We start from the raw sequence: 13,812 nt of genomic DNA, 5'->3' as shown, positions 1-13,812 counted from the left end.
TGCCCGAGGATCCTGTAGTCGTGATGCGCCTGGCTGCGGTATCGGTGCAGGCGGCGATTTGTGCACGCCTCGGGGCTGGCCTTCGAACGGCGCTCCGACGCTTCAGGTGGCGGGCGCCGCCACCGTCACCACGTGCGCCTGCATGGGCCCGGCCACCGGCCCGGTGCCGTAGGCCCGGACGAACGCCTGCTCGCAGTGTTCAGTCGCGCGCGACAGCGCGTCCGGCCCGCGGCTCTCCAGGTCGGCGCGCAGCGGCGTGCCCTGGCAGTACGCCGTTGCGGGGATGCGTGCGGAGCCCGCTTGACTGGTTTCGGTGACCGTTTCAAAGACCGCGCCTGCTGTGAAGCCGCCCAGCCGCAGGTCTTGCTCGATTGCCGCCTGTCTGTGATACCCGTGCGGGACGCGGACCATGAAATCGGGCGGCGCGTCGGGAAACAGCGCGGCCAGCGCGCCGGTGATATCGCGAGCAAAGGCATTGAACTCGACCCGGTCCCAGACGTTGAAGATCAGCGTGCCGCCCGGCACCAGCACGCGGCGGGCTTCGGCAAACGCCCTGCCCTTGTCCGGGAAGAACATCACGCCGAACTGGCAGGCCACCATGTCGAAGCTGGCGTCGGGGAACGGCAGCGCCATGGCGTCGGCCTCGCGCCATTGCACCGGGCGCGCAGTGCCCGCCGCCTGGGCCCGCGCCAGCATCGGCGCGTTGAGGTCGGTGGCGACAATCAGGGTGTCCGCCGGCAGCCGTCCGGCGATTTCCCGGGTCAGCACGCCGGTGCCGGCGGCCAGTTCAAGCACCCGGCGCGGCCGCAGCGCGGCGATGCGCCTGGCCATGTCGGCGGCATATGGCGCAAAGATCATCGGCACCATCAAGGTCTCATAGACCTCGGGAATCGCCCCCGCGAAGACTTTGTCCTGGTGTTGCATGTCCATGGTCATTGCCCCCTGCCCCGGCCGCAAAGTTGCCGGTGTCGCCTGACTGGGTGTAGGACACATCGCGAGGAATGTAAACCGCGCCTGATGCCCGCGACGCGGCTTTGATCGGGTTTGGTGCGTCGCGGCCCTAGTCCTTGATACGCGGCATCCAGCCGCTGCCGCGCGTGCGCGGGTCCACCGGCAGCTGGCGCTGCAGCGCGGCCTTGGCCAGCATGTGGGCACTGATCGGCGCGGTCAGGAACAGGAAGGCACTCACCAGCAGTTCATGCAGGCTGGCATCGCCCCGGAAGCTGAAATACGCCACCGAAGACAGCACCACCCCGCCCACGCCCAGCGTGGTCGACTTGGTCGGCCCGTGCAGGCGCATGAAGAAATCCGGCAAGCGGAACAGTCCGATCGCCCCGATCAGCATGAACACGCTGCCCACCAGCAGCAGCGCGCATACGATGAATTCCGCAACGGGGTGCAGCATGACGTCCGCTCCTAGTATTCGATGATGTCGCCGCGCTGCAGGTACTTGGACAGCGCCACGGTGCCGACGAAGCCCATCACCGCGATCAGCAGCGCGGCTTCGAAGAACAGTGCCGAGTCCAGGCTGATGCCGAGCACGACGATCAGCGCAATGGCGTTGATACTCAGCGTATCCAGCGCCACGATGCGGTCGGGCAGGCTGGGCCCGCGCAGCAGCCGCGCCAGGGTCAGCAGGAAGGCAAGTCCCAGGATCACCAGGCAGACCGGAATCACGATGGCAAGCATTGGAAGATCTCCTTGAGCGGGGTTTCATAGCGCGACTTGATCAGCTCGACCAGCGCGGCCTCTTCCTCCAGGTCCAGCACGTGCACGAGCAAGGCGCGGCGGTCGTCGCTCAGTTCGGCGCACAGCGTGCCCGGGCTGAGCGAGACGATGCTGATCAGCGCGGTGGTGGCGAGTTCATGTTCGACATCGAGCGGCACCACGATAAAGGCGGGACGCAGGCGCGCGGTCGGGCCCAGCACCATGACGGCCACCTCCAGGTTGGCCTTCACGATATCGATCAGCACATGGAAGCCGAGCCGCAGGATCAGGTCCGGGCGCGACAGCCGGAACGCGCCCAGCACCAGCCAGCGGTCGGCCAGCCGGCCGATGGCCCAGCCCAGCGCCGCGCCCAGCAGCCAGTGTCCCGGCGCCACGCTGTGGGTCAGCATCAGCCACATGATCATGAGGATCAGGCTCAGCCAGGGATGGGGCAGCAAGCGGCGCATCATGGCTTACCCTGCTCCCCGGGCAGCACCGCGCGCAGGTAGGCGGCGCGGTCCAGCAGTTGCGCGGCGGCGTCCGCCACATAGTCGCTGACCGGCCGCGCGCACACCGTCAGCGCGACGTTGCCCGCCAGCAGCAGCGCGCAGCAGGCCAGCTTGCGCGTGTCCGGGCGCACCCGCAGGCGCGCCGCGCCGGGATGGTCTTCGTCCGGGTATTCATCGCCTTCCGGCACGCGCCCGGCCTCATGCGGCAGGCGCCACAGCAGCCGCGTGCCGGTGCGGGATACGGCAATCAGCAACAGCAGGCTCGACACCAGCACCGCCGGCCACAGCACCGGCATCCACGGCGACGGCGTCGCGCGCAGGATCATGGCCTTGCCGAGGAAGCCCGACAGCGGCGGCAGCCCGACTGCCGCGACCACTCCCACCAGGTACAGCAGCCCGGCCAGCCGCGAGGCGCTGACCGGCGCGCCGTCCTCGCGCGCCGGTTCCGGCTCCAGCGCATCGGCCAGCAGGAACAGCGCCGCGGTGCACAGCGTGGTGCTGAGCAGGTAGTACATTGCCGCGGCCCAGCTGGCCTGGGTCTGCATCGCCAGGCAGGCCGCCAGCAGCCCGACCGACGCCAGCACCAGATAGCCGGTCATTGCGCGCAGGGCCCTGGCAGCCAGTGCGCCCAGCGCGCCGATCACCAGCGTGGCCAGCGACAGCACGAACACCCAGTCATGCAGGAACGGGCCCAGCAGGCCCTGCGGGCCGCCGAAGATCAGCGCATCGCAACGCAGCATCGCGTAGATGCCGACCTTGGTCATGATGGCAAACAGCGCCGCCACCGGGCCTGTGGCGCTGGCGTAGGCGCGCGGCAGCCAGAAGTACAGCGGGAACAGTGCCGCCTTGAGCGCGAACACCAGCATCAGCATCACGCCCGCCGCCACCGCGAGCGGCAGGTCCTGGGCTGGCAGGCCGGCAAGCCGCAGGCCGAGGTGCGCCATGTTCAGGGTGCCGGACAGTCCGTACAGCACGCCGATCGCCACCAGGAAGAACGACGACGCCACCAGGTTCAGGATCACATAGTGCAGCCCGGCGCCGATGCGCGCGCGCCCCGCCCCGTGCACCAGCAGCGCGTAGGACGCGATCAGCAGGATCTCGAAGAAGACAAAGAGGTTGAACAGGTCGCCGGCCAGGAAGGCACCGTTCAGGCCCATCAACTGGAACTGGAACAACGCGTGGAAGTGGCGCCCCTGCCGGGCGGTGCCCTCGCCTGCCGCCGCCAGCGCGGCTATGGCCAGCACGGCGGTCAGGGCCAGCATCATCGCGCCGGTGCGGTCCAGTTGCAGCACGATGCCGAACGGCGCGCTCCAGTTGCCCATCGCATAGACCGCGATGTCGCCGGCAGCCGCCTGACGCAGCAGCAGCACCGCCACCGGTATCAGCAGCAACGCGGCCACCGCGCAGACGATGCGCTGTGCGCGCAGCCGCTGGGCCGGCATTGCGGTCAGCAGCGCGCCGGCGAACATGGGGATCAGGATGGGCAGCAGCACGGCGTGGTTCATGGCCGCGACTCCACCTTGTCCGCATCGTCATGGTGTGCCTCGGGCTGGCCCGCGGCGTCCACATGGTCGCTGCCGGTGAGCCCCAGCGAGCGCAGCGCCAGCACCACCGCAAAGGCCGTCATGCCGAAGGCGATCACGATGGCCGTCAGCACCAGCGCCTGCGGCAGCGGATCGGCATAGCCGGCCCCGGGCGCGATTACCGGGGGCCTGCCGATCGACAGACGTCCCATGCCGAGCAGGAACAGGCTGACCGCATAGGACAGCAGCGTCAGCCCGAGCACCACGGTAAACACGCGCTCGCGCAGCAGCAGGTAGATGCCGCTGGCGGTCAGGATGCCGATGGCAATGGCGTAGAGCGCGGCCATCAGTCGTCCTCCGCGGCCTGGGCCGGAGGCAGGTTGCGAACGCCGAGGTGCGACACGATCACCAGCGTGGTTCCCGTCACGGTGCAGAAGACTCCCAGGTCAAAGATCATGGCCGTGGCCAGTTCCACCTCGCCGATGCCCGGGATGTGGAAATGCCCGAAGGCGGTGGTCAGGAACGGATAGCCGAAGGCCAGGCTGCCCAGGCCGGCCAGCCCCGCCAGCAGGATGCCGGCGCCGGCAATGGCGCGATAGTCCGGCGCGATGCGCGCCTCGGTCCAGCGCACGCCGTTGGCGACATACTGCAGCAGCAGCGCCACCGAGGTGATCAGCGCCGCGATAAAGCCCCCGCCCGGCTGGTTGTGCCCGCGCAGCAGGATAAAGACCGCCACCAGCAGCGTCAGCGGCAGCATCAGCCGCGCCAGGATGGCCAGCAGCAGCGGATGCGCCTGGCTGGTCCACGGCAGCCCGTCGGGCGCCGCCGACGGCGTTGGCAGCCGCATGCCCTTGAGCAATGCCTGCACCGCCAGGCCCGCGATCAGCAGCACGCAGATCTCGCCCATGGTGTCGAAGCCGCGGAAATCCACCAGCAGCACATTGACCACGTTGTGCCCGCCGCCGCCCGGCACGGACTGGTCGACATAGAAGGCAGACACCGGGTCATAGGGCCGCGTCATCACGGCATAGGCCGCCACCGCCAGCAGCATGCCGCCGCCCAGCGCCAGCACCGCATCACGCGCACGGCGGCCGTGGCCGGGGCGGTCATGGGTTTCGCGCGGCAGGTAGAACAGCGCCAGCACCAGCAGCAGGATGGTCACCACCTCGACCGAGATCTGCGTCAGCGCCAGGTCCGGCGCCGAGAACCGCATGAATGCCAGCGATACCATCAGCCCGCAGCCGCTCAGCAGCACCAGCGCCAGCAGCCGCTGCCGGTGCGCCACCACCACGGCGATGGCGCACAGCGCAAGCAGTGCCAGCGTGGCGGCGCCGATCGGTTCGATGGCGCCGGCGGGCACGCTGCCGGCCAGGGATTCCAGGTCGGTCAGGAAATACGCCGGCACGGCCAGCATCGCCAGCAGCATCCAGGCGACATAGGTCTGCAGCGAGCCGTCTTCCAGCCAGTGCGTGACGGCCCTGGCAAAGCGCTCCAGGGTAGCCATGCCGTGCTCGAACGACCGGCGCGCGCTCAGGTGTTCGATGGCCTGCCGCCAGCGCCGCAGCGCGTCGCGGCGCAGGAAGAACAAGGTCGCGCCGCCCGCCATCGACACCAGGCTCATCAACAGCGGCAGGTTCACGCCATGCCACAGGTGCAGGCTGTATTCCGGCAGCGGCGCGCGCAGCGTCGCCAGCGACGCCGCCGCGAGCAGGTCGCCGACGGTATAAGCCGGGACCAGCCCGACCACCAGGCAGATCACCACCAGGAACTCCACCGGCACCTTCATGAAGCGCGGCGGCTCGTGCGGCGGGTAGTTGGGCACGTCGGGCTGCGCCCCACCGAAGAACACGCCGTAGATAAAGCGCAGCGAATAGGCCATCGTCAGCGCCCCGGCCATGGTTGCCGCGGCCGGGATCACCCAGTTGAACTCGCCCAGCAGCCCCTGCGCCAGGGTTTCCCCAAAGAACATTTCCTTGCTGAGGAAGCCGTTGAACAGCGGCACGCCCGCCATCGACAGCGACGCCACGATGGCCAGCACCGCGGTGTGCGGCATATAGCGCGCCAGCCCGTGCAGGCGGTCCAGGTCTCGCGTGCCGGTTTCATGGTCGATGATGCCCGCGGCCATGAACAGCGACGCCTTGAACACCGCGTGGTTGATGATGTGGAAGATCGCGGCCACCGTGCTGAGCTGGGTGTCGAGCCCGAACAGCAGCGTGATCAGCCCCAGGTGGCTGATGGTGGAATAGGCCAGCAGCCCTTTCAGGTCGCGCTGCAGCAGCGCCAGGCCCGCGCCCACGATCAGCGTGGCCAGCCCCGTCATGCTGACCAGGTAGAACCAGCCGTTGGTCCCATCCAGCACCGGATAGAGCCGCGCCAGCAGAAACACCCCCGCCTTGACCATGGTGGCCGAATGCAGGTAGGCCGAGACCGGCGTCGGCGCGGCCATCGCATGCGGCAGCCAGAAGCTGAACGGGAACTGCGCGGACTTGGTGAAGACCGCCAGCAGGATCAACACCAGCATCGGCAGGTAGAGCGGGTGCTGCTGCACCTTGCCGGCCTGGGCCAGCACCACGGACAGCTCGAAGCTGCCGCAGATATGGCCCAGCAGCAACACCCCGGCCAGCAGCGCGAGCCCGCCGCCGCCCGTGACCGCCAGGGCCATGCGTGCGCCCTGGCGCGCATCGGTGCGCCAGGACCAGAAGCCGATCAGCAGGAAGGACAGGATGCTGGTCAGTTCCCAGAACACCACCAGCAACAGCAGGTTGCCGGCCAGCACCACCCCCAGCATGGCCGCCATGAACAGCAGCAGCAGGCAGAAGAAGCGCACCGCCGATTCATTGCGCGCCAGGTAGTAGCGCGCATACAGGATTACCAGCAGGCCCACGCCGAGCACCAGCAGCGCAAACAGGAATGACAGGCCATCGAGCCGCAGCGAGAGGTCCAGCCCGAGCGCCGGCAGCCATGCCACGCGCCAGCCCAGTGCATGGCCCGGCTGCGCGAAAACGTCGGCGCGCAGGCTCAGCAGCAGCGCCAGCGCGGCCAGCGGAAAGCCGATGATGACCGGTGCCTGCAGGCGCGCGGCACGCATGCCGACCATCCACGTCAGCCCCGCGGCCAGCAACGGCAGCGCGATCAGCAGCACCAGCGCCATGCGCGCCCCCTCAGCCGTTGCCCGGGGTCGCGGCCGGCCTGAGCCGGGCAAGGGCCGAGGAGGTGCGCGAGGATGCAGGCCGGGCCAGCGCTTGCGGTTTCGTCATCGGGGCGGTGGTCATGGTCTGGATTCTCTCTGCGGGCGATCGTGGTCCCTACTGTCCGGATTCTGCCGGCATTGCGCAAGCTGTGCCAGTCAATTGATTCGAATAACGAAAAAATCATCGTACCGCAAAAGAAACTGAATGCGCGTCGCAATGGTCCGTGCTGCGCAGCAGCGTCCCGCGACGTACGCCTTCGGGCCCCACGGCTACCAGGACAGCAATGAAGCGGTCTTTGTTCCTCACGATTGCAGTCGCGGTCGCGTTTGTCGCGGCATCCCCGATGCTTGCGGAACACTTCCTGGCGAACGGAACCTGGCGGAGATAGTGCCCGTGGACCCCGGCCGGTTGTAAGATGCCCGTTCCAGGTCATCGACATCACGCCTGCGCGCGCCGGAGCCGGCAGGCGCGGTCATTTTAAGGAGACGCCCGCCTCATGAGCGAAGCGCTTTGTCTTGTCAGCGCCGCTGAGCTGCAGCAACGCATCCGGCGCAAGGAAATCTCGCCGGTGGAACTGACCGGTGCCGTGCTGGCGCGCGCCGAACGGCTGCAGCCGGTGCTGAACTGTTTTATCACCCTGTGCGCGGACCAGGCCATGGCCGCGGCGCGCGCGGCGGAAGCCGAGGTCATGTCCGGCCGGCCGCTGCCGCCGCTGCACGGCATTCCGTTCACGGTGAAGGACATTGTCAACACGGGCGGCGTGCGCACCACCTTTGGCGCCGTGCCGATGCGCGACAACGTCCCGGCCGATGACGCCGTGGCGGTGGCGCGGCTGCGCGCGCAGGGCGCGATCCTGATCGGCAAGACCACCACGCCGGAATTCGGCTCCAAGTGCCTGACCGATTCGCCGCTGTTCGGGCTCACCCGCAATGCCTGGCACGCCGGACGCACCAGCGGCGGCTCCAGCGGCGGCGCGGCGGTGGCGGTGGCCAGCGGCATCGCCCCGCTGGCGGTGGCCACCGACGGTGGCGGCTCCACGCGCATTCCCGCGGCCTGCAATGGCGTGGTGGGGATCAAGCAGAGCCAGGGGGTGATTCCGCACAGCCAGGCGCAGGACCTGTTCGGCAACCAGACCTACGTGACGCCCACCACGCGCACCGTGGCCGACACCGGCCTGATGCTGCAGGCCATGGCCGGCGAACATGGGTGCGACCCGTGGTCGATCGGCGTGCCCGCGGCTGACTACGTGGCCGCCGCGCAGCCGCAGGGCGACCTGCGCGGCAAGCGCATCCTGTTTTGCCCGGCGCCGCCGGGCCGCCCGGTAGCCGCCGACGTGGCGCGCGCGTTCGAGGCCAGCCTCGACCAGCTGCGCGCGCTCGGCGCCGAGCTGGAGCCCTTCGGCGGCGAGGGGTTCGACGTGGAGCCTATCTGGCGCGCCATCAACCACACGGTATGGCGCACGCGCTTTGCGCCGGTGGTGGCGCAGCACCGCGATGCCCTAAGCCCGACCTTCGTGCGCCAGGTGGAATCCGCCGCCGCCTTCACCGCCGTGGAATACCAGCAGGCGATGTTCGAGCGCTCGCAGCTGTTCCTGCGCGTGCAGGCGCTGCTGGCTCGTGCCGACCTGCTTGCCATGCCCACCATCACGCGCACCGCATTGCCGCTGGAACAGGATCTTTTCGGCCAGATCGAGATTGACGGCCAGGACTTTCCCAACGTGCGCGCGAACTGGTTCCCCTGGACCATGCCGTTCAATATGACAGGCCATCCCGCCATCAGCCTGCCCTGCGGCTTTGGCAGCGACGGGCTGCCGGTCGGGTTGCAGCTGGTCGGGCAATTCCGCGGTGATGCCGCGCTGCTGCGGGCGGCGGCCCTGTTCGAATCCGTGCATGACTTTACCGGCCAGTGGCCCGCCCTGCCCTGACCACCCCACAACATTGCTCCCTGACTGCCATGACTGATCAAGTCCGATTGACGCGCCGGCTGCTGGCCATGACCGCCGTTGCTGCCACTGCCTTTGCCATAACCGCGCCGGCAGGCGCGGCCGATACCGAGCCGATGCATATCATCGTCGGCTACGCTCCCGGCGGTGCCGCCGACAGCCTGGCACGCCTGTATGCCGAGCAGCTGCGCCAGGACGGCCACGGCACCGTGATCGTGGAAAACCGCCCCGGTGCCTCGGCGCGCCTGGCGCTCGACTACGTCAAGCGATCCAGGCCCGATGGCAAGACCGTGTTCATCGGTCCTTCGCCGCTGTTCACCATCTTTCCTCTGACCTACAAGAAGCTGTCGTACGACGCGGACAAGGACCTGGTGCCGGCGGCGGTGCTGACCGATGTGCCGACCGTGGTCGCAACCGGCGTGCAGCAGCCCTACCAGAACATGAAGGAGTACGTGAGCTGGGCCAAGCGCAACCCGGGCGGCGCCAGCCTGGGCCTGGCCACCATCGGCAGCGCCGGCCACCTGGGCACCGTGGCGCTGGGCAAGATGGAAGGCATCGCGATCACGCCCGCGGCGTATCGGGGCGCGTCCCCGATGCTGGTGGATGTGATCAGCGGCAATGTGTCGATCGGCTGGGATGCCGTGGCCAGCATGATGCCGCTGTACAAGGGCGGCAAGCTGCGCTTCCTGGGCGTAAGCGGCACGCGCCGGGCCAAGGCACTGCCTGAAGTGCCCACCATGAAGGAACAGGGCTTCAGCCAGTATGACTACGCCACCAGCTGGTACGGCGTGTTCGTCCCTGCCGGCACCCAGCCGGACGTGGTGGCGCAGGTGGAAAAGATGTTCCTCGCGGCCTCGGCCAATGCCGCCACCGCGGCCAAGCTGGAAGCGCTGGGCCTGGAAGTGGCGGCGCGCCCCGGCCAGGAAGCCCGCCGCCGCATCCAGCTGGAGCGCGCCGCGTGGAAGCCGATCGTGGAGGCGACTGGCTTCCAGGCCGAGGACTGAACCCCGGCCAGGCCCTTCCTGGTTCTCAGGGTTTGGGCCGTACCGCGTCCGCGGTGCCCTGGATAAATGCCTTGATCTTCTCGACGTCGTCCGGCGTCAGCTTGCCGGTGAAGTCCGGCATGCCGCGCGCCATCGCCGGCCCCTTGAAGACGACCTTGTCCAGGTTCTCGATAAAGGCGGCATCGATATAACCCAGGTTGGGGATATTGCCGCCGCGGTCCACGCCGGCGCAGGCGGGCTGCCATTTCCGGCTTTCCTGGCAATATCCGGCAGATATCACTGACGAAGAAATGAATATTGGACGGTGCCGGCATGCGTCGCTTAGCCTTGGCGCCAAGTCAGGCAACCAGCCCGCATCCCCGTATCCGGAGACACCACCATGAGCAACTTCCTTCTCTACGAGCAGCAGGACCATATCGTCACCCTGACGATGAACGAGCCCGAGCGCCGCAACCCGCTGACCGGCAATACCGCCGTGGCGGAGTTCCTGGCCGCGATCGAGCGCATCCACGGCGACCGCAGCGTGCGCGCGGTGGTCATCACCGGCGCGGGCACGGCGTTCTCGTCCGGCGGCAATATCAAGGACATGGAGCGCCAGGCTTCCGGCGCAGTACCAGGCATGGAGATCCGGCAGGACTACCGCTGCGGCATCCAGCGGCTGCCGCTGGCGCTGTTCAACCTGGAAGTGCCGGTGATCGCCGCGGTCAACGGCGCGGCCATGGGCGCGGGGCTGGACCTGGCCTGCATGTGCGATATCCGCATTGCGTCGGAGCGCGCGCAGTTTGCCGAGTCCTTCGTCAAGCTGGGCATCATTCCCGGCGACGGCGGCGCGTGGCTGCTGCCGCGCGTGGTCGGCCTGTCGCGGGCGGCCGAGATGACCTTCACCGGCCAGCCGATCGATGCGAAGCTGGCGCTGGAATGGAACCTGGTGTCGCGCGTGGTCGCGCCCGAGGCGCTGCTGCCCACGGCCTACGAGCTGGCCGGGCGCATCGCCGCCAACCCGCCGCATGCCGTGCGCCTGGCCAAGCGCCTGATGCGCGAGGCCATGCACACCCGGCTGGATACGCTGCTGGAGCTGTCCGCCGGCTTCCAGGCGCTGTCGCACCAGACCGCCGACCACCGCGAGGCGGTGCAGGCGTTCCTGGACAAGCGCACGCCGGTGTTTACGGGGTAATGTACGGAGCAACCACATGGGTAACAAACAAGTTCACTCACATGGGTAACACTTTGAGACTTGGATAGCGCTTGCGGCCCTGACCGGCGGCGCCGGTCGAATCCGCGGCTGAACGGCCAGGCGGTCGAGTTCTGCGGAATAGCGCAGGTGCGAACGAGGAGAAGCAGCACATGGATCGGCTCGCGGCAATGGAAACGTACGTCAGCGTCGTGGAAGCCGGCTCGTTCTCGGCGGCCGCGAAGCGGATGGATCTCGGTCAGCCCGCGATTTCCAAATCGATCGCCCAGCTCGAGGAGCGCCTTGGCGTGCGCCTGCTGCTGCGCTCGACGCGCGGGCTGACCATGACCGACGCCGGCCAGCGCTTCTACGACCATGCGAAGCTGGCGATCCGCGAGGCCGACGAGGCCGAGCAGGTCGTCCGCCACGCGTCCGCGAGCCTGTCCGGCAAGCTGCGCGTGAGCGCGGCCGTGTCGTTCACCTGCCTGCACGTGCTACCGCAGCTCGATACCTTCCTGAACCGCCATCCGGATCTGGAAATCGACCTCGCGCTCGACGACCGCAACATCGATCTGCTTGAAGAGGGCACCGACGTGGCGTTGCGGATGGGCACGCTGATCGACTCGTCGATGACGGCGCGCCGCATTGCGCGCAGCCCGCGGCTGGTCGTCGGCACGCCGGAATACTTCGCGCGTGCCGGCGTGCCGAAGGCGCCGGCCGACCTGATTCGCCATCAGGCGATCGTTTATTCGCAGCGCGGCGGCGGCGAAGCGTGGTCGTTCAGCAAGAACGGCTCCGAGGTCGCGGTGGCCGTGTCGGGCCGGCTGCGCGTGAGCGCGGCCGAGGGCATGCGGACCGCCGTGCTCGGCAGCATGGGCCTGGCGGTGGCGTCGCGCTGGATGTTTTCGCCGGAACTGGAATCAGGGCGCGTGCAGGCCGTGCTGACCGACTGGCAGTTGCCGCCGATCGATCTGTGGGCCGTGTTCCCGGCCGGCCGGCTCGTGACAGCGAGGGCGCGCGCGTTCGTCGAGTTCGTCGAACAGGCGCTCGCCGACGGTGAACGCACGCCGGCCGCCTGAATACCGCTCAGAACGGCGCCTTCCCGATCGACGCGCCGCCGTCGACATAAAGCGTCTGCCCCGTGATGAAGCTCGCGTCGTCGGACAGCAGGAACGCGATCGCCGCCGCAATTTCGTCGGGCCGGCCGAAGCGGCCCATCGGCACCGCGGACAGATAGCGTCGCTCGCCTTCGCTGCCCGGCGCGTTATTGGCGCGGAACAGTTCGGTTTCGGTCGGGCCCGGCGCGACCGCGTTGACCGTGATACCCGTGCTCGCCAGTTCCAGCGCCCACGATCTCGAGAAGCTCACGAGCGCGGCCTTCGCAGCCGCATACGCGGTGCGCTGCACGATGCCAAGCACGGTCAGGCTCGAAATATTGACGACACGCCCCCAGCCGCGTTCGCGCATACCGGGCAGCAGCGCCTGCACGGTCTGGACGGCCGGATGCAGGTTCAGCGCGAGCACGTCGTCGAGATCGCCGAGCGTCACGTCGCCGACGAGCTGAGGCCGCACGAGGCCGACGTTGTTCACGACGCCGTCGATGGGATAGCGCTGCGCGAGCGCTTTCAGCGCGGCGTCGGTGGCACGACTGTCGGAGAGATCGACGCGCACCAGTTCGCCGGGAAATTCCGCGTCGTCGCGCGCAAAGCCGATGACGCGATGCCCGGTGCGCACGAGCCGCTCGGAGAGTGCGCGCCCGATGCCTTTGGTCGCGCCGGTGATCAGGAAGGTGCGGGAAGCCATGCAAGACTCCATGTAATAAAAGAAAAAAAGCCGCGCCACTTGCATTGGCGCGGCCCCGGCAACCGATCAGATCTTGGCGACCTTTTCGAGGACCGGGAACATTTCCGACGGATCCGGACGATGCGTGTAGTCGGGGTTGACTTCGGAATACAGCACGATGCCGTCCTGGCCGATCACGTAGCGCGCGGGCATCGGCAGCGTCCAGCCCGGATCGTCGTTGAACGCGGGCAGGTCGTTCCTGAGCATCTTGTACAGGTCGACCAGGTAGTCGGGCAGATTGAAGCGCAGGCCGAATGCGGCACCCGTCTCGCCCCGTGCGTCGTTCAGCACCGGAAAGCCCAGCTTGTTCGTACGCACCGACTTGCGACTGTTGACGGCCGTCTGCGGCGAGATCGCGACCACGTTCGCACCGAGCGCCTGGATCTGCGGCAGCGCCTCGTTCATCGCCTGGAGTTCGAGATTGCAATACGGGCACCAGACGCCGCGATAGAAGGTGACGACGAGCGGCCCTTGCGCGAGCAGGTCGGCCGACGACACTTCGTTGCCGTCCTGGTCCTTGAGACGGAATTGCGGTGCGCGATCGCCGGCCTTGATGGCGCGCGCGGCCTGGCCGCTGGCGACGAGTTCGGCCGTCGCGCGCTCCATGATCGGGTGGATTTCGGGAGGCGCGTTGTACGGCGGCTTGCCCGCCTTGAAGTCGGCCTTGAAAGCGTCGAGTTTGTCCTGGAGCGACATGGCGAATCTCCTTGAGATCAGTGGAAGTCGTGTTTCCTGGCAGGCGAGCGATCGGCTCGTCCTGGAACCCATCTTCCATGAACCCCTGTCGCGCCGGTAGCCGGCACGGGCGAATAACTCCCATTCCGCAGAGGCATGGCGAAGCGGCGTGCTCGCGGCGGCTTGCCGCCGTCGCTGCCGGTAAACGCGCCGGCGCCGGCCAGCGCCCTGCTTCCCGCATCGTGCCG

General features: G+C 68.2%; 13 protein-coding genes and 1 pseudogene. 4 read left to right on the top strand and 10 right to left on the bottom strand.

The annotated features are described in order from the left end of the window. Nucleotides 1-102: 102 nt before the first annotated feature. The 7 genes from ACZ5MJ_RS08430 to ACZ5MJ_RS08400 form a co-directional block, all read right to left on the bottom strand. A complete protein-coding gene (locus tag ACZ5MJ_RS08430) occupies nt 103-930 on the bottom strand; it encodes a class I SAM-dependent methyltransferase (RefSeq protein ID WP_464223389.1) in 828 nt (275 codons plus the stop codon). Nucleotides 931-1,060: 130 nt separating this feature from the next. After that, complete coding sequence (locus ACZ5MJ_RS08425; RefSeq protein WP_464223388.1) at nt 1,061-1,405, bottom strand: Na+/H+ antiporter subunit G; 345 nt, start codon at nt 1,403-1,405, stop codon at nt 1,061-1,063. Nucleotides 1,406-1,416: 11 nt separating this feature from the next. After that, nucleotides 1,417-1,689, bottom strand: coding sequence for a K+/H+ antiporter subunit F (locus ACZ5MJ_RS08420; protein ID WP_464223385.1), 273 nt, complete (start codon nt 1,687-1,689; stop codon nt 1,417-1,419). Continuing rightward, a complete protein-coding gene (locus ACZ5MJ_RS08415) occupies nt 1,674-2,177 on the bottom strand; it encodes a Na+/H+ antiporter subunit E (protein ID WP_464223384.1) in 504 nt (167 codons plus the stop codon). The genes ACZ5MJ_RS08420 and ACZ5MJ_RS08415 overlap by 16 nt, the downstream gene beginning before the upstream one ends. Next, nucleotides 2,174-3,721, bottom strand: a complete 1,548-nt coding sequence (locus tag ACZ5MJ_RS08410) for a monovalent cation/H+ antiporter subunit D (protein WP_464223383.1) — start codon at nt 3,719-3,721, stop codon at nt 2,174-2,176. Before ACZ5MJ_RS08410 ends, ACZ5MJ_RS08415 begins: the two co-directional genes overlap by 4 nt. Then, complete coding sequence (locus ACZ5MJ_RS08405; RefSeq protein WP_464223382.1) at nt 3,718-4,086, bottom strand: Na+/H+ antiporter subunit C; 369 nt, start codon at nt 4,084-4,086, stop codon at nt 3,718-3,720. Before ACZ5MJ_RS08405 ends, ACZ5MJ_RS08410 begins: the two co-directional genes overlap by 4 nt. Beyond that, nucleotides 4,086-6,890, bottom strand: a complete 2,805-nt coding sequence (locus ACZ5MJ_RS08400) for a monovalent cation/H+ antiporter subunit A (protein WP_464223381.1) — start codon at nt 6,888-6,890, stop codon at nt 4,086-4,088. Before ACZ5MJ_RS08400 ends, ACZ5MJ_RS08405 begins: the two co-directional genes overlap by 1 nt. 536 nt (nt 6,891-7,426) lie before the next feature. Between ACZ5MJ_RS08400 and ACZ5MJ_RS08395 the strand changes: the two genes are divergently transcribed. Further along, complete coding sequence (locus ACZ5MJ_RS08395) at nt 7,427-8,854, top strand: amidase (RefSeq protein ID WP_464223380.1); 1,428 nt, start codon at nt 7,427-7,429, stop codon at nt 8,852-8,854. Between the two features lie 68 nt (nt 8,855-8,922). After that, nucleotides 8,923-9,876, top strand: coding sequence for a Bug family tripartite tricarboxylate transporter substrate binding protein (locus ACZ5MJ_RS08390; RefSeq protein ID WP_464223681.1), 954 nt, complete (start codon nt 8,923-8,925; stop codon nt 9,874-9,876). A gap of 25 nt (nt 9,877-9,901) precedes the next feature. Here the strand turns inward: ACZ5MJ_RS08390 and ACZ5MJ_RS08385 are convergent. After that, a pseudogene (locus tag ACZ5MJ_RS08385) lies at nt 9,902-10,102 on the bottom strand (c-type cytochrome); the annotation flags it as partial. A gap of 153 nt (nt 10,103-10,255) precedes the next feature. Between ACZ5MJ_RS08385 and ACZ5MJ_RS08380 the strand changes: the two are divergent. After that, nucleotides 10,256-11,050 (top strand): crotonase/enoyl-CoA hydratase family protein, encoded by a 795-nt coding sequence (locus ACZ5MJ_RS08380; RefSeq protein ID WP_464223379.1) that lies wholly within the window; start codon nt 10,256-10,258, stop codon nt 11,048-11,050. Nucleotides 11,051-11,220: 170 nt separating this feature from the next. Next, entirely contained in the window at nt 11,221-12,126 is a 906-nt protein-coding gene (locus ACZ5MJ_RS08375; protein WP_464223378.1) for a LysR family transcriptional regulator, read from the top strand. Between the two features lie 7 nt (nt 12,127-12,133). On the opposite strand, the gene ACZ5MJ_RS08370 is transcribed toward ACZ5MJ_RS08375, so the two are convergent. Both ACZ5MJ_RS08370 and ACZ5MJ_RS08365 read right to left on the bottom strand, forming a co-directional pair. Further along, nucleotides 12,134-12,850 (bottom strand): SDR family oxidoreductase, encoded by a 717-nt coding sequence (locus ACZ5MJ_RS08370; protein WP_464223376.1) that lies wholly within the window; start codon nt 12,848-12,850, stop codon nt 12,134-12,136. A gap of 66 nt (nt 12,851-12,916) precedes the next feature. Further along, on the bottom strand, nt 12,917-13,585 hold the full coding sequence (locus ACZ5MJ_RS08365; RefSeq protein WP_464223375.1) for a peroxiredoxin-like family protein: 669 nt from the start codon (nt 13,583-13,585) through the stop codon (nt 12,917-12,919). Nucleotides 13,586-13,812 lie beyond the last annotated feature (227 nt).

The organism is Cupriavidus sp. LA-1 (assembly GCF_055385985.1).
The sequence above is the reverse complement of the archived record's forward strand: the minus strand, read 5'-3'. Positions and strand labels throughout refer to the sequence as shown.

Excerpts from the sequence above, each read along its gene's own strand:
- ACZ5MJ_RS08430 (WP_464223389.1), bottom strand. The coding sequence starts at position 930 with ATGGACATGCAACACCAGGACAAAGTCTTCGCGGGGGCGATTCCCGAG.
- ACZ5MJ_RS08390 (WP_464223681.1), top strand. The coding sequence starts at position 8,923 with ATGACCGCCGTTGCTGCCACTGCCTTTGCCATAACCGCGCCGGCAGGC.
- ACZ5MJ_RS08410 (WP_464223383.1), bottom strand. The coding sequence starts at position 3,721 with ATGAACCACGCCGTGCTGCTGCCCATCCTGATCCCCATGTTCGCCGGC.
- ACZ5MJ_RS08370 (WP_464223376.1), bottom strand. The coding sequence starts at position 12,850 with ATGGCTTCCCGCACCTTCCTGATCACCGGCGCGACCAAAGGCATCGGG.
- ACZ5MJ_RS08405 (WP_464223382.1), bottom strand. The coding sequence starts at position 4,086 with ATGGCCGCGCTCTACGCCATTGCCATCGGCATCCTGACCGCCAGCGGC.
- ACZ5MJ_RS08395 (WP_464223380.1), top strand. The coding sequence starts at position 7,427 with ATGAGCGAAGCGCTTTGTCTTGTCAGCGCCGCTGAGCTGCAGCAACGC.
- ACZ5MJ_RS08380 (WP_464223379.1), top strand. The coding sequence starts at position 10,256 with ATGAGCAACTTCCTTCTCTACGAGCAGCAGGACCATATCGTCACCCTG.
- ACZ5MJ_RS08420 (WP_464223385.1), bottom strand. The coding sequence starts at position 1,689 with ATGCTTGCCATCGTGATTCCGGTCTGCCTGGTGATCCTGGGACTTGCC.
- ACZ5MJ_RS08425 (WP_464223388.1), bottom strand. The coding sequence starts at position 1,405 with ATGCTGCACCCCGTTGCGGAATTCATCGTATGCGCGCTGCTGCTGGTG.
- ACZ5MJ_RS08365 (WP_464223375.1), bottom strand. The coding sequence starts at position 13,585 with ATGTCGCTCCAGGACAAACTCGACGCTTTCAAGGCCGACTTCAAGGCG.
- ACZ5MJ_RS08375 (WP_464223378.1), top strand. The coding sequence starts at position 11,221 with ATGGATCGGCTCGCGGCAATGGAAACGTACGTCAGCGTCGTGGAAGCC.
- ACZ5MJ_RS08400 (WP_464223381.1), bottom strand. The coding sequence starts at position 6,890 with ATGGCGCTGGTGCTGCTGATCGCGCTGCCGTTGCTGGCCGCGGGGCTG.
- ACZ5MJ_RS08415 (WP_464223384.1), bottom strand. The coding sequence starts at position 2,177 with ATGATGCGCCGCTTGCTGCCCCATCCCTGGCTGAGCCTGATCCTCATG.